Consider the following 19,733-nt stretch of genomic DNA (forward strand, 5'->3'; position numbering starts at 1 on the left):
AACACCTGCGCTTCACCGTATAATCCCCCTGTTAACATCAGGAGCCTATTATGAAGCCAGCGAAAATCGCGGTCGTCACTCTCTTCTTACTTATGGCCATCGGCGGGATCAGCGGCGTAATGCTGGCCGGCTATTCCTTTATTGTGCGTGGCGGTGTCGGCTGATCCAGCGGGTCAGACGCTCAAACGCGCGGTCGACAATGATCGCCGCCAGCGCCACCAGTAGCGCCCCCTGCACAATATAGGCGGTATTAAACCCGCTCAGGCCGATGATGATCGGCGTCCCAAGCGTATTGGTCCCCACCGTCGAGGCTATCGTCGCGGTACCAATATTGACGATGACCGAGGTGCGGATCCCCGCCAGGATCACCGGGGCCGCCAGCGGCAGCTCCACCTTATACAGACGCTGCCAGCCGGTCATTCCCATCCCTTCTGCCACATCTGACACGCCCGACGGTATCGAGCCCAGCCCGGCCAGCGTCCCCTGCAGCACCGGCAGTATGCCATACAGCGCGAGGGCGATCAGCGCCGGCAGCCAGCCAAAGCCCAGCACCGGTACCGCCATCGCCAGCACCGCCACCGGCGGAAAGGTCTGCCCGATAGCGGCGATGGTCTCCGCCAGCGGACGAAACGCGCTGCCCGCGGGCCGGGTAACCGCCACCCCTGCCCCCAGCCCGACGGCGATTGCCGCGAGGCTGGATACCACTACCAGCCAGCCGTGATCGAGAGTGAGCGCCCAGAAGCTCTCCTGCTGGTAAACCGGCCGCGGCAGCTCCGGAAACAGCCGGCTGAACAGCGGCGCGCTGTAGGGTAGCCCCATCAGCAGGCCGATGAACAGCGCGATAAGCCACCACAACGGCTCACGAAGCGCCTTCATGGCTCGCCTCCTGGCGCAGCAGATCGGCAAAATGCAGCGTGCCGCAGGGCTGCCCCTCGGCATCCACCACCGGCAGCGCCTCGCAGCGCCGGGCGACAAACTGCGATAGCGCTTCCCGCAGGGTCATGGTGACGGTCAGCCCCTCGCCCGCCAGCCGCTCGTCGGGGCGTAGATAGTCCCGCACCTCACGCAGCGACAGCAGGCGCACGCCCAGCTCGCTGCGGCCAAAAAAGGTCTGCACAAAGCTATTCTCTGGCCGCAGGAGCATCGCCAGCGGCGCCCCCTGCTGGATCACCTCGCCACCATCCATCAGCACCAGGTGGTCCGCCAGGCGCAGCGCTTCGTCAATATCATGGGTCACCAGGACAATGGTTCGCCCCAGCAGGCGGTGAATGCGCAGCATCTCCTGCTGCAGCGCCTCGCGGGTCACCGGGTCGAGGGCGCCGAAGGGTTCATCCATCAGCAGCACCTCCGGGTCTGCCGCCAGCGCCCGCGCCACCCCGACCCGCTGCTGTTGGCCGCCGGAAAGCTGATGGGGATAGCGGTCGCGCAGCGTCGCCTCCAGCCCCAGCAGCGCCATCAGCTCGTCGACCCGGTCGGCGATCCTCGCCCGCGGCCATTTTTGCAGCTGCGGCACGGTGGCGATATTCTGCGCCACCGTCCAGTGGGGAAACAGGCCGATAGACTGGATGGCATAGCCCATCCGTCGCCGCAGGGTCAGGAGCGGCTGCTGGCGGATGTCTTCGCCGGCAAAGCGAATCATGCCCCGGTCCGGCTCCAGCAGGCGGTTGATCATTTTCAGCGTCGTCGACTTGCCCGAGCCGGAGGTTCCCACCAGCACCGAAAAGGCGCCTTCGCGCAGCTCCAGGGTCAGGTCCTTCACCGCCGGGTGGCCGGCAAACGCTTTGCTGACCCCTTGAAATTCAATCATTGGCCTCTCCTTTTAGCCAGGCGCCCCACAGCGCGAACAGGGCATCCACCACCACCGCCAGGGCAATGGTCGGCACCACGCCCAGCAGCACCAGATCCAGCGCGCTGCTCAGCAGCCCCTGAAATACCAGCGCGCCAAAGCCGCCGGCGCCGATCAGCGCCGCCACCACCGCCATGCCGACGGTTTGCACGCTGACCACCCGCAGGCTGCGCAGCAGCACCGGCATCGCCAGCGGAAGCTGCACCTGACGAAAGCGCTGCCCGGCGCTCATGCCCATCGCCGTCGCGCTCTCCAGCGCATCCTGCGGCACCTGCTGCAGGCCGGTCACCACCCCGCGCACCAGCGGCAGCAGCGCATACAATGTCAGGGCAATCAGGGCCGGCGCCACGCCGGTCCCGGAGACGCCCAGCTCGCCCAGCGCCGGAAAATAGCGCGCCACACCGGCAAGCGGGGCAATCAGCAGGCCGAACAGCGCCACCGACGGGATAGTCTGGATCACATTGAGCACAGTGAAGGCCGGCGCCTGCCAGCGCGGACGCCGCCAGAGCCATACCCCCAGCGGCAGGCCGATCAGCAGACCCGGCAGCAGGGTGCCAAACAGCAGAAGCAGATGCTGGCGCAGAGCGTCGTCAAACACCTCCTGGCGGTTGGCATACTCTTTCAGCAGCGAGAGCTGATCGAGCGCCCCGGCGGCGAGCAGGATGATGGGCAGAAGCCAGACTTGCGCATTGAGCAGCCAGCGCCATAGCGGCCGGGCGGTAAGATGACGAATGGCCTCGCTGGCCAGCAGCAGGCAGAGCGCCAGCGACAGCCACAGGCCGCTGCCGGGCGAGGTGCGCGCCAGCGGCGAGCCTTGCCGGGAGAGCTCAAGCGCCGCCTGGCCGCTGCCCCAGATAAGCAGCGGGAAGAGCAGTTCGGCCAGCAGCAGATGGAGAAGCGGCGCGACCCTGCCCGGCAGCCAGCAGAGCAGGATCCCGGCGAGGGCTGCCGCCAGCTGAACGCCGGCGAGCCAGGGCATCACCTGCCACAGCCCGCGCCCTTCCCCGGAGAGTAAGCGATTCGGCGCGTAAGTGATAAACGGCAGCGCCAGCGTAACCAGCAGCAGGCCTGTCAGCAGCAGGCCGACGCGGTGAGTACAGCGAATGGTCACCGGTGGCTTACTTCAGCAGGCCTTTCTGCTGCAGATAATCTGCCGCCACGCGCTTCGCATCCTGGCCTTCCACCGCGATGCGGGCGTTCAGCTGCTGCAGAGTCTTTTCATCGAGGCTGGCGAAGACCGGCTTCAGCCAGTCGGCGATCTGCGGGTAGGCTTTCAGCACCGTCTCGCGCACCACCGGCGTTGGGGCGTAAATCGGCTGCACGCCCTGCGGGTCGCTCAGCGTCTGTAATCCCAGGGCCGCCACCGGGCCGTCGGTGCCGTAGGCCATCGCCGCGTTGACGCCGGAGGTCTGCTGCGCCGCCGCTTTGATGGTCACCGCCGTATCGCCCCCGGCCAGCGACAGCAGCTGATTCTGGTTGAGTTTAAAGTCATACGCTTTTTCAAACGCCGGCAGCGCGTCCGGGCGTTCAATAAACTCCGCCGAGGCCGCCAGCTTAAATTCGCCGCCCTGCTGCAGATAGCGGCTGAGGTCGGCCAGCGAAGTCAGGTGATTTTTCTCCGCCAGCTCCTGACGCACGGCGATAGTCCAGGTGTTGTTAGCCGGCGCCGGGGTAAGCCATACCAGCTGATGTTTCTCCTGATCCAGGCGCTTCACCTTCTCATAGCCCTGCTGGGCATTCTTCCACGCCGGGTCGTTTTCATCTTTAAAGAAAAAAGCGCCATTGCCGGTATATTCCGGGTAGATATCCAGCTCGCCGGCGACAATCGCCCCGCGCACCACCGGCGTGGTGCCGAGCTGGATTTTGTTAATCGTTTTGACGCCGTGGCTTTCCAGCACCTGCTGGATCATATTACCGAGCAGCGCCCCTTCGGTATCAATTTTCGAGCCGACCTTCACCGGCTCCGCCGCCTGCAGCGGCATACTTATCAGGGCGGCCAGCGCCAGCGCGCCGGACCATTTCGTCGCCATCTTCATCCCGCATCCCTCAGTTCTTTTGCGCTTCGCTTACAGAAGCTTAAGAGAAAAGCGTAGTCCATTTGCCAGCGATACGAAAAAGAAAAGGCCGATTAATCGGCCTTTTAAGTATGACGTTGGGCTTAAGGGCTATGTCTTACAACAGCTCAAACTCGCTCTGCTTCACGCGGGCGGAGTCCACGCCGATAAAGACATTGAATTTGCCCGGCTCAGCGACGTATTTCATCTGCTGGTTCCAGAACTTCAGCGCGTCGACGTCGATCGGGAAGCTGACGGTTTGCGTTTCGCCCGGCTTGAGGTTGACCTTTTTAAAGCCGCGCAGCATTTTCACCGGCCGGCTCATGGAGGCAGTGACGTCCTGCAGATACAGCTGAATGACCGTCGCCCCTTCGCGTTTTCCGGTATTGGTCACCTGCACGCTGGCGGTCACGCTGCCGTCGCGCGGCAGGGTGGCCGACGACATGGTGACATCGGAGACGCTAAAGGTGGTATAGCTCAGGCCGTAGCCAAACGGGTACAGCGGGCCGTTGGCTTCATCGAAGTAACGCGAGGTGTACTTGTTCGGCTTCTCCGGATTATACGGACGACCGGTATTCAGGTGGCTGTAGTAGGTTGGGATCTGCCCCACCGAGCGCGGGAAGGACATCGGCAGCTTGCCCGACGGGTTATAGTCGCCAAACAGCACGTCGGCGATGGCATGCCCGCCTTCGGTGCCGGCAAACCAGGTCTCCAGCAGCGCATCGGCTTGCTGATCCTCTTTCACCAGCGCCAGCGGACGGCCGTTCATCAGCACCAGCACCAGGGGTTTACCGGTGGCCTTGAGGGCGGCAATCAGGTTGCGCTGGCTCTGCGGCAGGGTGATGTCGGTCCGGCTGGAGGCCTCATGGGCCATGCCCTGCGCCTCGCCCACTACGGCAACCACCACGTCGGATTGCTTCGCCGCCGCGACGGCTTCGTCGATCATTTCCTGCGGCGAGCGCGGGTCAACCTGCACCGCGTTCTCATACAGGTTGAGGAAATCGACAATGCCTTTGTCGTCGGTAACGTTCGCCCCTTTGGCGTAAATCACTTTGGCGTTATCGCCCAGCGCTTCTTTGATGCCGGTCAGGACGGTCACCGACTGGTCGGCCACGCCCGCCGCCGACCAGCTGCCCATCATGTCGCGTTTGCTGTCCGCCAGCGCGCCCACCACCGCGATAGTGCCGGATTTTTTCAGCGGCAGCGTATCAAGCCGGTTTTTCAGCAGCACCAGGCTCTCGCGGGCGACTTCCCGCGCCTCTTTACGATGCAGACGGCTTTCCGCGTTGGTGTCCTGCGGGTCAGAATCTTTTGGCCCCAGGTGGCTGTACGGATCGTTGAACAGCCCCATATCATATTTGACGTTAAGCACGTGACGGGTGGCGTCATCCAGCTCGGCCATGGTCACCTTGCCGGACTTCACCAGCCCCGGCAGGTACTTGCTGTAATACTCGTCGCTCATGCTCATGTTGATGCCGGACTTGAGCGCCACGCGCACCGCGTCTTCCGGGTCGGAGGCCACGCCGTGCTTGATCAGCTCTTTGATAGCGCCGTGGTCGGAAACTGTGATGCCTTTAAAGCCCCACTGGTCGCGCAGGACATCTTTCAGCAGCCAGGAATCGGCGGTCGCCGGGGTGCCGTTCAGCGAGTTCAGGGCCACCATCACCGCGCCGCTGCCGGCATCGAGACCGGCTTTATACGGCGGCATATAGTCGTTGAACAGGCGCTGCGGGCTCATGTCGACCGTGTTGTACTCTTTCCCGCCCTCCACCGCGCCGTAGGCGGCGAAGTGCTTGACGCTGGTCATCACCGAATAGCGGTCCGCCGGGCTCTTGCCCTGCATCGACTCCACCATCGCCTGACCCATCATCGTGGTCAGATAGGTGTCTTCCCCGAACCCTTCGGAAGCGCGTCCCCAGCGCGGGTCGCGGGAGACGTCGACCATCGGCGCCCAGGTCATGTTCAGCCCGTCATCGGCGGCTTCATAAGCTGACACCCGGCCCACGGTCTTCACCGCGTCAAGGTTAAACGACGAGGCCAGGCCGAGGCTTATCGGGAAGACGGTGCGCTGGCCGTGCAGCACATCGTAGGCAAAGAACAGCGGGATTTTCAGGCGGCTAAGCTGCATCACCTGATCCTGCATAACGCGGATATCCGGGCGGGTAACGGTATTAAAAATCGCCCCCACCTGACCGTTTTTGATCATTTCACGGATCGCCTCTTTGGGGTTATCCGGGCCGACGCTTATCAGACGCAGCTGGCCGATTTTCTCGTCTACGGTCATTTTTTTCAGCAGGTCGGTGACAAAGGCATCCCGCGCCTGCGGGGTCAGGGGGTGGTTACCAAACAGTTCATCCGCCAGCGCGGGTTGCAGCGCCAGACTCACGGCGACGCCTACAGTGCAGAGCCATTTCATTGTTATCTCGCTTTTTCTCAGACGGGGACTCGGTAAAACATAATAAAAACCGCAGTTTGCCATATATATAAACAACGCGCCCGCAGAATGCTAAGGTTCTTCTCTGATTTTTGCGAAACATTCATGCATCAAATTGTCATACAAAGCGCTATGCTTATCCTCGATATTTCGCGCACCACCACAAGGAGTGGAACATGTCATCTGCACCCACTAACACCAATAAAACGTTTCTGGCTGACCTCGCGCGCCTGGTTGGCCCTTCGCATCTGCTGACCGACCCGGCAAAAACCCAGCGCTACCGCAAAGGCTTCCGCTCCGGTCAGGGCGAGGCGCTGGCGGTTGTCTTTCCCGGCACCCTTTTGGAACTCTGGCGCGTGCTCAACGCCTGCGTCGACGCCGATAAAATCATTCTGATGCAGGCGGCCAACACCGGCCTGACCGAAGGCTCCACCCCCAACGGCAATGATTACGATCGCGAGATCGTGATTATCAGCACCCTGCGCCTGGATAAACTGCATCTGCTGGACAAAGGCGAGCAGGTGCTGGCCTGGCCCGGCACCACGCTCTACTCACTGGAAAAAGCGCTGAAACCGCTGGGGCGCGAGCCGCACTCCGTGATCGGCTCATCGTGCATCGGCGCGTCGGTGATCGGCGGGATCTGCAACAACTCCGGCGGTTCCCTGGTGCAGCGCGGGCCGGCCTACACCGAGATGTCGCTGTTCGCACAGATTGACGCCGACGGCAAGCTGAAGCTGGTCAACCATCTGGGCATCGATCTCGGCAGTACGCCGGAGCAGATCCTCAGCCGACTCGACGACGAGCGGATCAGCGATAGCGATGTGCTGCACGATGGCCGCCACGCCCACGATCACGACTATGTTACCCGCGTGCGCGATGTCGATGCCGACACCCCGGCACGCTACAACGCTGACCCGGACCGCCTGTTCGAATCCTCCGGCTGCGCCGGCAAGCTGGCGGTTTTCGCCGTGCGTCTCGATACCTTCCCGGCGGAAAAGCGCCAGCAGGTGTTTTACATTGGCACCAACCAGCCGCAGGTATTGACCGAGATCCGCCGCCATATCCTCGCCGAGTTCCAGCATCTGCCGGTGGCCGGGGAATATATGCACCGCGATATTTACGATATCGCCGAGAAGTATGGCAAAGACACCTTCCTGATGATCGACAAGCTCGGCACCGACAAAATGCCGTTCTTCTTCACCATGAAGGGGCGAACCGACGCGATGCTGGAGAAAGTGTCGCTGTTTAAACCGCACTTTACCGACCGCTTTATGCAGAAGCTCGGCCACGTCTTCCCGGCGCATTTACCGGAGCGGATGAAAACCTGGCGCGACAAATATGAACACCATCTGCTGCTGAAGATGGCCGGCGACGGCATCGAAGAAGCACAGCGCTGTCTGACGGAATACTTCCAGCAGGCCGAGGGAGATTTCTTCGCCTGTACGCCGGAGGAAGGCAGTAAGGCGTTTCTCCATCGCTTTGCCGCCGCCGGCGCGGCGATCCGCTATCAGGCGGTGCATGCCGACGAAGTCGAAGATATTCTGGCGCTGGATATCGCCCTGCGCCGCAACGATACCGAGTGGTTCGAACATCTGCCGCCGGAGATCGACAGCCAGCTGGTGCACAAGCTCTACTATGGCCACTTTATGTGTCATGTGTTCCATCAGGATTACATCGTCAAGAAAGGAGTCGATGCCCATGCGCTGAAGGAGCAGATGCTGGAGTTGCTGAAAGCGCGCGGCGCCCAGTACCCGGCGGAGCATAACGTGGGTCATCTGTATGAAGCGCCGGAGAGCCTGCAGCAGTTCTATCGCCAGAACGATCCGACCAACAGCATGAACCCGGGGATTGGTAAAACCAGTAAGCAGAAATATTGGGGTGAAGCGGCCCCGGCGCCGGTCTCCCCGGCGGATCCGCAATAATCGGCGGCAGGGCTATTCAGCCTGGCGCTTCTGTATTACGCTGCACGCCGGAGAATGTCTCTCCGGCAGATTCAGGAGCGCCGCCATGCCCGCAGAGGCCCCGTTACTCGACAGTGATTTAGAAATTCGTGAAGCGCTGCCCGACGATGCGCACGCCATCGCCGCGCTGTATGTCTGGCACGTGCTTAATGGCCGCGCCTCCTTCGAAGAGATCCCCCCCACCGTTGACGAAATGCGTAAACGGATCCAGACCGTGCGCGATAACGGGCTGCCCTGGCTGGTCGCGCTGTGGCGCGGGGCTATCGTCGGCTACTGCTACGCCACTTTCTATCGCCCGCGCCCGGCCTATCGCTATACCCTCGAGGAATCGATCTACGTGGAATCCGGAATGGGCGGGCGCGGCATCGGCAGCGCGCTGCTGTCGCGGCTGATCGCCGAATGCGAGAAAGGCCCGTGGCGGCAGATGCTGGCGATCATCGGCGATGGCCATAACAATGCCGGCTCGCTGGCGATCCATAAAAAGTTCGGTTTTACCGTGGCGGGTCAGCTGCGCAGCGTCGGCTATAAGATGGGCGACTGGCGGGATACGTTGATTATGCAGCGCGCGCTGGGTGACGGCGACTGGACGCTCCCGGAGTAATATTCGGCGTCAAATCCCCGGCTCGCGGCGTAAACGCCTCAGCCGGGCTACCGTTCAGCGCGGTTCCCCAGGCCGGATAAGACGTCAGCCGCCATCCGGCACAAACACCGGCACTCAGCCTGATTACCCGGCGGCGCTGCGCTTGCCGGGCCTACGAAGGGGGCGAACCGGGTGCCAAATCACGTAGCCCGGATAAGGCGCAATGCGCCGTCATCCGGGGGATGTGCAGATTAATCGTTCTGCGCGGTCTGGGCGCCGCCTTTCAGCATCGCCTCCGCCATCTGCGCTTCGCGCTGCTTCTTATAGCTCAGCGCCGAAGCCGGCACCGGCATCACCTTCCCGGTCTCGATCCACGTGCGCAAACGGCTGGCGTCGGCAAAGTGGGTATATTTGCCGAAGGCATCCATCACCACCAGCGCCACCGGGCGTTGGTTGATCACCGTGCGCATAATCAGGCAGTGGCCGGCGGCGTTGGTGAAGCCGGTTTTGGTCAGCTGGATGTTCCAGTTGTCGCGATACACCAGATGGTTAGTGTTGCGGAACGGCAGGCTGTAGGCCGGATGGGCAAAGGTGGCGGTCTCTTCTTTGGTGGTGCTCAGCTGGCCGATCAGCGGGTACTGCTCGCTGGCGATCAGCAGTTTGGTCAGATCGCGGGCGGTGGAGACGTTATGCACTGACAGTCCGGTGGGCTCCACGTAGCGGGTATGGGTCATCCCCAGCGCCTGCGCTTTGGCGTTCATCGCGCGAATAAAGGCGTCGTAGCCGCCCGGATAGTGATGCGCCAGGCTGGCGGCCGCACGGTTCTCGGAAGACATCAGCGCCAGCAGCAGCATATCGCGGCGGCTGATTTGGCTGTTGAGACGCACGCGCGAGTAAATCCCCTTCATTTCCGGGGTATGGCTGATATCCACCGTCAGCATCTCATCCAGCGGCAGATGGGCATCGAGCACCACCATGGCGGTCATCACCTTGGTGATCGACGCCATCGGGCGCACCAGATCCGGCTGGCTGGCGTAGATGATTTTTTTGGTGGCCAGATCGACGATCATGGCGCTGCCGGAAGCGATGTCCGGCTGCGAGGCGGTCACCGCCATCGGGGTTTTTGCTAACGCCTGGGGCGCAAAAGGCACAGCCAGCAGCAAGGTCAGGCTGAGCAAAGAGACTCGAAATTTCGGCATCATGGGCATTCTGAAAAGTATTTTTGCACGTTATGCAACGTACGCCGCGAGGTTAAGTGGGCAACTTCGCTGGCAAACGCCATCATACCGCGCTGTAAGGCCCTGTGCCTAATAAGAATCGTGAAGAAATGCTGCATTGCCGACATAAAATACATATTTGCCGGCAATGCATATTGACCCGTTACGTCCGATCAGAAGAGTCGGTAGCCATACCCCCACAGCACCACGGTGATCGCCAGCAGGACTTCCAGCACCAGCACCCCGATGGCCAGGGTTGAGCTGGCGAAACTGAGCCCCTCTTCCCGGTTAATGCTCAGGAAGGTCGGGATCCCGAGATAGAGCAGATAGCCAGTATAGAACAGGGCAATGGTACCGATCAGCGCGCATAGCCAGACCAGCGGATAGAGCGCCACAATCCCGCTCAGGAACAGCGGTGTGGCCACATAGCCGGCAAATACCATGCAGCGTTTCAGGGAAGGCTGCTGTGGATATTGCCTGGCCATCCACCAGATGACCCGCCCCATGATCGCCACCCCGGCGAGCATCACGGCATAAAACAGCACCGCCAGCGCCAGCCCGGTCAACATCGACAGTTTAATAATAGTGCCGTCGCCGAAGTTCCAGCCCAACTGCGTGGTGCCGATAAAGGCGCAAACCACCGGAACCGCCGCCATCAGCAGCACATGGTGCGTATAGTGATGAGAAATGGTTTCATTCTCGCTCTTAATCACGCTCATCTCCCGGTTGGGATGAGCGAAGAGCCCCCAGACATGGTTCATAGCGTCCCCCTTGTCACGGCTTCGTACTGCACTGATCCAAGTATAATTCACCCTGTAGATTATTTTGTGTACAGCGCAAAAAATCTGCTTCGCCGCGTTTTGGTCAGCAGGGTGTATGATTAAGAGGTGATGAGGTAAGGAGAAAAGCTGTTTATGGATATCAATCACCTGATTTCCCAGTATGGCTACGCGGCGCTGATCGTCGGCAGCATGGCGGAAGGTGAGACCATTACCCTGCTGGGCGGCGTCGCAGCGCATCAGGGGCTACTGAAGTTTCCCCTGGTGGTGATCGCCGTCGCCCTCGGCGGGATGATTGGCGATCAGCTGCTCTATCTGCTTGGTCGCCGCTTCGGCGGGCGCATTCTGCGCCGTTTCGCCAGCCAGAAGGCGCGGATCCGGAAAGCGCAGCGCATGATCCAGCACCGGCCGTGGCTGTTTGTCATCGGCACCCGCTTTATGTACGGCTTCCGGGTGATCGGCCCCCTGCTGATCGGCGCCAGCCGCCTGCCGCCGCGCATTTTCCTGCCGCTGAATATTGTCGGAGCGCTGGTGTGGGCCCTGCTGTTTACCACCATAGGCTATCTTGGCGGCGAGGTGGTCGGCCCGTGGCTGCACCATCTGGACGCCCATCTGAAGCATTGGATCTGGCTGATCCTCGCGGTGCTGGTGGTCGTGGCCGCCCACTGGTGGCTCAGGCGGCGCGAGAGTAAGAAGAAAGACTGAGCGGCGCGCCCGCGGGCGCACCGTGGTTGGCGGTTACTTCACCGTCTGATGGTAGCCGCCGCCAAGGGCCGAGGTCAGCTGAATGCTGGCGTCAATCCACTGGCCGTGCAGGCGCAAGGCGGTGATACGCTCCTGCAGCGCCGGGAGTTTCGCCAGGCTCACCCTGGAGCCGGGCAGGATCCCCGCCGCCATTCGGGCCTGCGCCAGATCCACCACCCGCTGGGCGTCTTTTTCAACCTGCTGCTGCTGTTGGCTTTTGGCCATCAGCGTCTCGACCTGGCTGGCGGTTTTCGCCACCTGGTTGACGGCGTCCACCACCGCTTTGTTGTATTGGGCGATGGACAGGCTGTTCTGCGCGCTGGCGATATCCAGATTAGCATTGAGACGACCGCTGTCGAAGATCGGCAGCGTCAGTCCGGCGGTGACGCCCATCTGCTGCGCCGAATGGCGGAAAAGATCGCTTAAGTGCAGGGCATCCTGCTGCAGGAACGCCATCAGGTTGATGTCCGGATAAAACGCCGCCTTCGCCGCGTCCACTTCGCTCAGCGACGCCTCGATATACCAGTGAGCGACCTGCAGATCCGGGCGGCGCGCCAGCAGCTCATAGCCGAGGGTATCCGGCAGCTGCGCGCTGACCGTCGGCAGGCTGGCGGGTTTGAGGTTCAGCGACTGGCTCTGGCTGTTGGTCAGGGCCATCAGCCGCGCTTCAATCTCTTTCATCGTGCCCGCCACGTCCGCCAGCTGCTGGTCGGTTTTGCTGACGTTAATATCGTTCTCCGCCCCTTCGGCGGAGTTGGTGATCCCGCGCTGATACAGGGCCTTGTCGACCGTCACGATATTATTTTGCTCGTTTTTCACCTGCTGCAGCACCGCTTTGATCGCCGCTTCCGTCTGCCACTGCCAGTACAGGCGCGCCACGCTGCCGGAGAGCAGCTCGCGGGTCTGTGCCTGCTCGGCCACCTGGGCTTTCAGCTCGCCGATGCGCGCTTTCACCAGCGCGCGGTTTTTGCCCCACAGATCGAGATCCCAGCCGGCAGTCAGGCCGAAGGTGCCATTGGTGTACCACGGGCCGGTATTGCCGTCGGTATCGGTGGCGAACGGCCCCATCAGGCCTTCAGCGGACATTTTCTGCCGTTCGATATCGGCGGAGAAATCCATCTGCGGGCCAAGATTCGCCTGCGACATTCGCGCCTGCGCTTCAGCAAGCCTGATGCGCTGTTCGGCAATCTGCATGTCCGGCGCGTTGGCGAGTGCGCGCTGAATCAGATTATCCAGTTGGGCATCGTGGTAGTCTTTCCACCAGTCGGTGTGTGGCCAGCCATTTTTGACGGCGGCGGGAAGATCCATGGAAACGTGGGAAGCCGGAATTTGCTGCTGCGGCGGATTAGCGACCTCATGAGAAGGCGCGCAGCCAGCCAGCGCGATGGCCAGGGGCAACGCCGCCAGCACGCTATTTTTTAATATCAATTTCATTTAACAGGTCAGATAACATAATCAGGTTGGTTATCATAAATTAATTGAATTAAACGCGTTTAGTAAAGCGTGTGACTAAATTATTAGTTAGCTAAAAATAAACAACCTTATCAATTCAAGGGATGAATATGAGTCAGAATATTTATGACGACCCGCAGTTCTTTGCCGGCTATGCGACCCTCGATCGCTCGGTGAAGGGACTGGAGGGTGCACCAGAGTGGCCATCGCTGCAGGCAATGCTGCCGCCAGTAACCGGTTTGCGGGTGGTGGATCTCGGTTGTGGCTACGGCTGGTTTTGCCGCTGGGCGCAGCAGCAGGGAGCCAGCCAGATAATTGGTTTTGATATCTCCCGACGTATGCTGGCGCAGGCGCGAGAGATGACCCGCGGGGATGAGATTGACTACCGCTGCGCCGATCTGCAAACCCTGACGTTGCCCGCCAACAGCTGCGATCTGGTTTACAGCTCACTGGCGCTCCATTACTTACCAGACATCGCCCCGCTCTTCACCGTCCTGCAGCAGGCGCTGGTCCCTGGCGGCATCCTGGTCTTTTCCGCGGAACATCCCATCTATACCGCGCCGCTGCAGCAGGGATGGCAGGTAAATGAGCAGGGGCAAAAAAGCTGGCCGGTCAGCCACTATCAGCAGGAGGGCGAGCGCGTAAGCAACTGGTTTGCCGAGGGCGTCATTAAACAGCACCGCAAACTCTCAAGCTGGGTAAACGCGCTTATCGCCGCTGGTTTTGTGCTGGAGCAGCTGGATGAGTGGGGTCCGAGCGCCGAACAGATTGCTCAACAGCCCGCCCTGGATGAAGAGAAAGAGCGTCCGATGATCTTTTTACTGCGCGCGTGTAAACCGGGCTGATCCCTCGCCCGGCGATGGCCGGGCGGGGAAGCATTACGCTTTCAGGCTGGCGCCGCGGCTGGCAATCACCTCTTTATACCAGTCAAAGCTCTTCTTCTTACTGCGTGCCAGGGTGCCGGTGCCGTCATCATGGCGGTCAACATAGATAAAGCCGTAGCGCTTCGACAGCTCCGCCTTCGAGGCGCTCACCAGGTCAATCGGCCCCCAGCTGGTAAAGCCCATCAGCTCAACGCCATCGTCAATGGCTTCCCGCGCCTGCACCAGGTGGTCGTTCAGGTAGCTGATGCGGTAGTCATCATTAATGCTGCCGTCGGCTTCCACCTTATCTTTGGCGCCCAGACCGTTTTCCACGATAAACAGCGGCTTCTGATAGCGATCCCACAGCACGTTCAGCAGCGTACGCAGGCCGAGGGGGTCTATCTGCCAGCCCCACTCCGAGCTCGCCAGGTGCGGGTTCGGCACCATGCTGAGAATATTGCCGCGCGCCTGCTGGTTCAGCGCCTCATCGGCGGTGACGCACCCGGTCATGTAGTAGCTGAAGGAGATAAAATCGACGGTGGTTTTCAGCGTTTCGCGATCGGCCTCGGTGATGTCGAGCGTGATGCCGTTGTCGCGGAAAAAGCGCTGCATATAGCCCGGGTACGCCCCGCGCGCCTGCACGTCGCCGAAGAACTGCCAGCTGCGGTTCTCCTGCAGCGTCGCAAACACATCTTCCGGTTTGCAGCTCAGGGGATACATCAGCCCGCCGAGCAGCATATTGCCGATTTTGCCCTCGGGCACCAGCTCATGACAGGCTTTGACCGCCAGAGCGCTGGCCACCAGCTGGTGATGAATGGCCTGATACACCTCGCCTTTACTGCTGCCGGCCGGCAAGCCGACGCCGGTCATCGGGGCATGCAGCGACATATTGATTTCGTTAAAGGTCAGCCACAGTTTGACTTTGTTTTTATAACGGCTGAACACCGTCCTGGCGTAGCGCTCAAAGAAGCCAATCACCTGCCGGCTGCCCCAGCCGCCGTAATTTTTCACCAGCGCCCATGGCATTTCATAATGCGACAGCGTCACCAGCGGAGTGATGTTGTGCTTCGCCATCTCGTCGAACAATTTGTCGTAGAAGGCGAGTCCGGCTTCGTTCGGCTCGGCGTCGTCGCCGTTGGGGTAGATGCGCGTCCAGGCGATGGAGACCCGCAGGCAGTTAAAGCCCATCTCAGCGAACAGGGCGATATCTTCCGGGTAGCGATGGTAAAAATCGATCGCCACATCCTTTATGCCGCTGTCGCCGGGTACGCGCTCGACCACTTCGCCGAAGACGCCGTGCGGCTGCACATCGGAGGTGGATAACCCTTTGCCATCTTCCAGGTACGCCCCTTCCACCTGATTCGCCGCGGTCGCGCCGCCCCATAAAAAATCTGTCGGGAATGTTTTCATCTCTCTCTCCTGTGATTAATGGCTGACTGACAACAACGGCTGACCGGCTTCGACGGCGCTGGGCGCCACCGTGTCGATCTCACGATAGTCATCGCTGTTGCTGATAATAATCGGGGTCGCCAGGTCGTAACCGGCGTCCAGAATCGCCTGACGATCGAACTCAATCAGTAGATCGCCGGCCTGTACCCTGTCGCCCTCTTTCACATGCGCGGTAAACGGCACGCCGTCGAGTTTGACCGTGTCGATGCCAACGTGGATCAGCAGCTCGATGCCGCTATCGCTCTGCAGGCCGATGGCGTGTTTAGTCTGAAACAGGGAAGCCACTTCGCCCGGGAATGGGGCGATGACTTTGCCCACCGCCGGAATAATGGCGACTCCTTTTCCCAACAGGCCGCTGGCGAAGGTGCTGTCCGGCACCTGATCGAGGGCGATGACGCTGCCGCTCATCGGCGCCAGGATGTCATTTGCCGAGACCGGCGCTACCGCCACGGCGCCCGGCGCGGCGCTGGCGCGCGGCAGGCCGGCGAAGAAAGTTAAACCACAGGAGATAATCAACGCCGCGAAGATACCCACTACGCCGCCCCAAACGGTGCTATCAAGCCCTTGGGGCGGGATCATTTGTGCGACAGTAAAAATGTTCCCGAAACCGAATGAATAGACGTGAGCGTTACTGAAGCCCACAATCGCGCCGCCAATGGCGCCCGCCACGCAGCCGAAGATAAACGGCCGGCGCAGCGGCAATGTTAAGCCATAGATAGCCGGCTCGGTAATGCCGAAGATGCCCGCTGAAAACGCAGAGCCGGCCAGCACTTTCTGGCGGGCGTCGCGGGTTTTCAGCAAAATACCCAGCACCGCGCCGACCTGTCCCATCACGGCCGGCAACAGCATGGGCAGCATGGAATCATGGCCAAGCACCGTCAGATTGTTAATCATCAGCGGAATCAGCCCCCAATGCAGGCCGAAGATCACACAAACCTGCCACAGCGCGCCCATCGCCGCTCCCGCCAGCCACGGCGCCACCGCGTAGATAATCTGATACCCCTGGGCCAACAGATGACTGAGCCAGGTCGCCAGAGGACCAATCAGCAGAAACGTCAGCGGAACCACAACGGCGAGACAAATCGCCGGGGTAAAAAAGTTTTTCATCGATGACGGCAGCAGCGCGTTGCTCTTGCGCTCCAGCCAGCAGCAGACCCATGAAGCGAGAATAATCGGGATCACCGATGAGCTGTAATTGATAAAGGTCACCGGGATGCCGAGAAAGTGCTCCACCGCCGCGCCCGGCGCCTGGCTGGCCTCAAAGGCCTGAATCATCAGCGGGTGGGTTAACGCTCCACCGATCACCATTGAGACAAACGGGTTACCGCCAAATTTTTTACCGGCGGTGTAACCGAGAAACAGCGGGAAGAAAAAGAACAGCGCGTCGCTGGCGGCAAACCAGATTTTATAGGTTCCCTGTTGCGGGGTCAGCCAACCGCAGACGACCGCCAGCGCCAGCATTCCTTTGAGGATACCAGAGGCTGCCAGCACGCCGATAAACGGCGTGAATATCCCCGACACGACATCGATGATCTGCCCCAGCAGCGACCCTTTTTCAACGCTTTCCGCCGTCGGCTCGCTGTCATCGCTCAGCCCAGCCTCCTGGCGCACCGCCTGCCAGACGTCGTGGACGTGGTTGCCAATCACCACCTGAAACTGGCCGCCGCTCTCCACCACCATAATGACGCCCGGATTCGCCTTCAGCCCTTCGGCATCGGCTTTGCCGTTATCTTTCAGTTTAAAACGCAGACGTGTCGCACAGTGAACCAGACTCACAATGTTCTCTTTGCCGCCGACGCGGTTGAGAATATCCTGCGCGAGTGCTTTATATTCCATGCTCTTTTCCTTACTGCCGCTGCCCGCAGACAACCGGCGACTGAGTAGTAAAAATAAAAAAACCCGAGAACCACGCCGGTAGGCGTCGCGCTCAGGTTTTGCCTGCATCATGCAGTAACAATCCAGTTTGTCGGGAGACTTAGCGTCCCTCTTTTCTTACCCGTTCAATATGAATGGCAAGAAACATAATTTCTTCGGTGGTCAGCACCCGCTGATACTGCTTTTGCAGATGCGTCGCCACCGTTTCCGCACACTTCCACGCTTTGGCGTAGTTGTCTTTCACCGCGCTGTGCAGCGAGACGTCGTCATCTTCCACCACCGTGCGGGTCAGCATCCGCTGAGCGAAAAACTTCAGGTGGGTGACGAAACGCTGATAGCTCAGCGACTCCTCGTCGTAGTTCAGCTGCAGCTGATACTTCACCAGCTGCAGGATCTCCTGCATCACCCTGGTCACGTGCATGACCTCCGGCATTTCGCTGTTGAGCTGCGCCGTCACCAGATGCAGGGCGATAAATCCGGCTTCATCCTCCGCCAGCGCCACGCCTAGCCTTTTGGCAATGATGGCCCTTGCCTCCTGGCCCAGCGCGAACTCCTTCGGATAGAGCCGCTTGATCTCCCACAGCAGTACGTTACGCAGCGCGATGCCCTTTTTTTGCCGCTCGATAGCAAAGTGACAGTGATCCGTTAACGTGATGTACAAACTTTCCTGTAACTTGCCCAACCGCCCGCGTGCCAGGTCGATAATGCGATCGCAGGTGGTCATCACTTCTAACGGTATTTGACTGAGCAGCTCGCCTAAGCGGCCGACCAGCTCATCGCTTTGTAAGGCGAAAACTTTTTCAATTTTACTGTCGTCCAGCGCGTCGCCCGGGCGTTTCTGAAAGGCCAGCCCTCGCCCCATCACCACCTGTTCGCGCTGGTGATCGTCAAGAACCACCACCACATTGTTATTGAGTACTTTGGCGATTTGCATATTGACCCCAGAAACAAAAAAACCTGACCCCCGACGAAACGCCAGGTAATCAGGTTTTGCCTGCCGCAGCAGTTGCAATCCAACGGCAGCACTGTAACAACTTCTGCTGCGCGCTCAACCTGACAAGTGAAAAAACGTGATAAAGATCGCGACTATCAGAAGGTCACGACGGTTTTCCACTCCACCACCCACGCGTCCTGGGTCTGCGCAACGCCGCCCGGACGGTGCCAGTACTGCAGGCCCGGTTGCAGCTCCAGCCAGGAGACCGGGCGGAAGCGATAATAGAGTTCGCCATTCAGCGAGTGGCCTGCCACCGGCAGCCAGGCCGGATCGTTATAGTCGGTGGCGCCGCTGAGCTGGTTCATATAGCGCTGATTGCGCGCGTAGTGGCTGCTCATGTCGATCCACGTCAGGCCGAAGCCGATCCAGTCCTCCGGACGGGCGTCAAACAGCCCGCGGTAGCGCAGTGAGGCGGCGACGGCGGAGTGGATATAGTTGCTGCGCTGGTCGCTGAGGCTGCCGCTCAGCGAGACGCTCATTCCCCGCAGCGGATCGTCGGCATGGCGGGTAATCTGCTGGTTCAGGCCAGCGTACATAAACCAGGTGCTGTCGTGCTCGGCGTAGCCTTGCGGGTCCGTCGCCCCGGCGCCGCCAGATTTGCCGCTATAGAGGTCGCTTTGCGGCGCGTTAGTCCAGACCACACCGAGGTTATAGGCCCCCGGAAGGCCATTAATCAGCGGGCGGGTTTCGATCTCCATTGGCAGTAAAATGCCTTTGCTGCCCTTCGTCGACCAGCTCCAGGCGTGGCTGCGCGAGGCGGCCTGCGGGTTCTGCTCCATCACCCCGCCTTTGAGGGTGACCGTCGGCGTCAGCTTGTACTCGAGGGTGGTGCCCCAGGTGTGGATGTTCCAGTTATTCCACGTCAGCGAGTTGGCCGATTTGCCGCCGCACTGGGTCAGCAGCTGGAAATCGCAGGGAATGATTTGGTCGAAGGTTTGCACCTTGTTCATCATGCCGATACGCCAGGTCAGGCGACGGTCGTCAAAGCTGCGGGCGAAGGTCAGCCAGCCGAGACGGGTGATCGACCCGCCGCCCCAGCTCTCCTGCGACAGATCGTTAAAGCTGACCCGCGGATCCTGCAGCCGTTTCGTGGTGAGGTTATCATCATGGTTGCGATTGACGATATTACCCTCAAGCCGCGCGTCCGGTATGCCGGTCCAGCGCTCCAGATCCTGGGTAAAGGTCAATGACACCTGGTCAATATAGGCCAGATGTTTATCATGGTTATAGCCGCCGCCGGCGTTGTAGGCCATCTCGTTAAGATAGCCAAGATTATAATGAAAGCCGTTCTCTTCAAGGATGGGACGAATGCCCAGCATATCGCCCAGCAGCCCTGGCTGTCCGGCTTCAAACCCCAGCACGCTGCCGTTCCACGCCGGGGTTTGCGCCGCGTTCACGGCGGGCGCCATAGTCGCCAGCGCCGCGCCGATAAAAAGCTGATTTATTTTTTTGTTATACATTGTGATCTCCACCGTGACTGAATAA

Annotated in this window: 17 protein-coding genes; 5 read left to right on the forward strand and 12 right to left on the reverse strand. The window is 60.5% G+C overall.

From position 1 onward, the window contains the following. The first annotated feature begins 50 nt into the window (after positions 1-50). The gene (locus GQR96_RS16765) at positions 51-164 is read left to right on the forward strand and encodes a protein YohO (protein ID WP_002912762.1); all 114 of its coding nucleotides are present in this window, start codon (positions 51-53) and stop codon (positions 162-164) included. Here the strand turns inward: GQR96_RS16765 and GQR96_RS16770 are convergent. From GQR96_RS16770 to bglX, 5 genes are all read right to left on the reverse strand, one after another. Continuing rightward, the gene (locus tag GQR96_RS16770) at positions 139-876 is read right to left on the reverse strand and encodes an ABC transporter permease (protein ID WP_069135502.1); all 738 of its coding nucleotides are present in this window, start codon (positions 874-876) and stop codon (positions 139-141) included. The genes GQR96_RS16765 and GQR96_RS16770 overlap by 26 nt on opposite strands. Further along, positions 860-1,807 (reverse strand): ABC transporter ATP-binding protein, encoded by a 948-nt coding sequence (locus tag GQR96_RS16775; protein ID WP_069135501.1) that lies wholly within the window; start codon positions 1,805-1,807, stop codon positions 860-862. Before GQR96_RS16775 ends, GQR96_RS16770 begins: the two co-directional genes overlap by 17 nt. Beyond that, positions 1,800-2,957 (reverse strand): ABC transporter permease, encoded by a 1,158-nt coding sequence (locus GQR96_RS16780; protein WP_069135500.1) that lies wholly within the window; start codon positions 2,955-2,957, stop codon positions 1,800-1,802. Before GQR96_RS16780 ends, GQR96_RS16775 begins: the two co-directional genes overlap by 8 nt. A gap of 7 nt (positions 2,958-2,964) precedes the next feature. Continuing rightward, complete coding sequence (locus GQR96_RS16785; RefSeq protein WP_049092377.1) at positions 2,965-3,882, reverse strand: glycine betaine ABC transporter substrate-binding protein OsmF; 918 nt, start codon at positions 3,880-3,882, stop codon at positions 2,965-2,967. 136 nt (positions 3,883-4,018) lie between these two features. After that, on the reverse strand, positions 4,019-6,316 hold the full coding sequence (gene bglX / locus GQR96_RS16790; RefSeq protein WP_069734082.1) for a beta-glucosidase BglX: 2,298 nt from the start codon (positions 6,314-6,316) through the stop codon (positions 4,019-4,021). A gap of 194 nt (positions 6,317-6,510) precedes the next feature. On the opposite strand from bglX, the gene dld reads away from it, so the two are divergent. Together dld and GQR96_RS16800 are read left to right on the forward strand one after the other, a co-directional pair. Next, on the forward strand, positions 6,511-8,256 hold the full coding sequence (gene dld, locus GQR96_RS16795; protein WP_069135498.1) for a D-lactate dehydrogenase: 1,746 nt from the start codon (positions 6,511-6,513) through the stop codon (positions 8,254-8,256). 85 nt (positions 8,257-8,341) lie between these two features. Further along, positions 8,342-8,896: a GNAT family N-acetyltransferase gene (locus GQR96_RS16800; RefSeq protein ID WP_002912829.1), complete on the forward strand. Its 555-nt coding sequence runs from the start codon at positions 8,342-8,344 to the stop codon at positions 8,894-8,896. A gap of 230 nt (positions 8,897-9,126) precedes the next feature. On the opposite strand, the gene pbpG is transcribed toward GQR96_RS16800, so the two are convergent. After that, positions 9,127-10,077: a D-alanyl-D-alanine endopeptidase gene (gene pbpG / locus GQR96_RS16805; RefSeq protein ID WP_074194143.1), complete on the reverse strand. Its 951-nt coding sequence runs from the start codon at positions 10,075-10,077 to the stop codon at positions 9,127-9,129. A gap of 188 nt (positions 10,078-10,265) precedes the next feature. Continuing rightward, positions 10,266-10,853: a Yip1 family protein gene (locus tag GQR96_RS16810; protein ID WP_004201605.1), complete on the reverse strand. Its 588-nt coding sequence runs from the start codon at positions 10,851-10,853 to the stop codon at positions 10,266-10,268. 153 nt (positions 10,854-11,006) lie between these two features. On the opposite strand from GQR96_RS16810, the gene GQR96_RS16815 reads away from it, so the two are divergent. Further along, the gene (locus GQR96_RS16815) at positions 11,007-11,576 is read left to right on the forward strand and encodes a DedA family protein (RefSeq protein ID WP_023318737.1); all 570 of its coding nucleotides are present in this window, start codon (positions 11,007-11,009) and stop codon (positions 11,574-11,576) included. A 33-nt stretch (positions 11,577-11,609) separates the two neighbouring features. On the opposite strand, the gene mdtQ is transcribed toward GQR96_RS16815, so the two are convergent. Then, positions 11,610-13,049, reverse strand: coding sequence for a multidrug resistance outer membrane protein MdtQ (gene mdtQ / locus GQR96_RS16820; protein WP_069734081.1), 1,440 nt, complete (start codon positions 13,047-13,049; stop codon positions 11,610-11,612). A 128-nt stretch (positions 13,050-13,177) separates the two neighbouring features. Between mdtQ and GQR96_RS16825 the strand changes: the two genes are divergently transcribed. Then, positions 13,178-13,912, forward strand: a complete 735-nt coding sequence (locus tag GQR96_RS16825; RefSeq protein WP_069734080.1) for a class I SAM-dependent methyltransferase — start codon at positions 13,178-13,180, stop codon at positions 13,910-13,912. 33 nt (positions 13,913-13,945) lie between these two features. On the opposite strand, the gene ascB is transcribed toward GQR96_RS16825, so the two are convergent. From ascB to GQR96_RS16845, 4 genes are all read right to left on the reverse strand, one after another. Next, the gene (gene ascB / locus GQR96_RS16830) at positions 13,946-15,340 is read right to left on the reverse strand and encodes a glycoside hydrolase family 1 protein (protein ID WP_004201610.1); all 1,395 of its coding nucleotides are present in this window, start codon (positions 15,338-15,340) and stop codon (positions 13,946-13,948) included. Positions 15,341-15,355: 15 nt separating this feature from the next. Further along, on the reverse strand, positions 15,356-17,326 hold the full coding sequence (gene bglF / locus GQR96_RS16835) for a PTS beta-glucoside transporter subunit IIABC (RefSeq protein WP_074384519.1): 1,971 nt from the start codon (positions 17,324-17,326) through the stop codon (positions 15,356-15,358). Positions 17,327-17,354: 28 nt separating this feature from the next. Next, positions 17,355-18,188: a transcriptional antiterminator BglG gene (bglG, locus tag GQR96_RS16840; RefSeq protein ID WP_069734079.1), complete on the reverse strand. Its 834-nt coding sequence runs from the start codon at positions 18,186-18,188 to the stop codon at positions 17,355-17,357. A 155-nt stretch (positions 18,189-18,343) separates the two neighbouring features. After that, entirely contained in the window at positions 18,344-19,708 is a 1,365-nt protein-coding gene (locus GQR96_RS16845) for a carbohydrate porin (RefSeq protein WP_064150962.1), read from the reverse strand. Positions 19,709-19,733 lie beyond the last annotated feature (25 nt).

It is taken from the genome of Klebsiella sp. PCX, assembly GCF_021869705.1.
GTDB classification, from domain to species: domain Bacteria; phylum Pseudomonadota; class Gammaproteobacteria; order Enterobacterales; family Enterobacteriaceae; genus Klebsiella; species Klebsiella quasipneumoniae.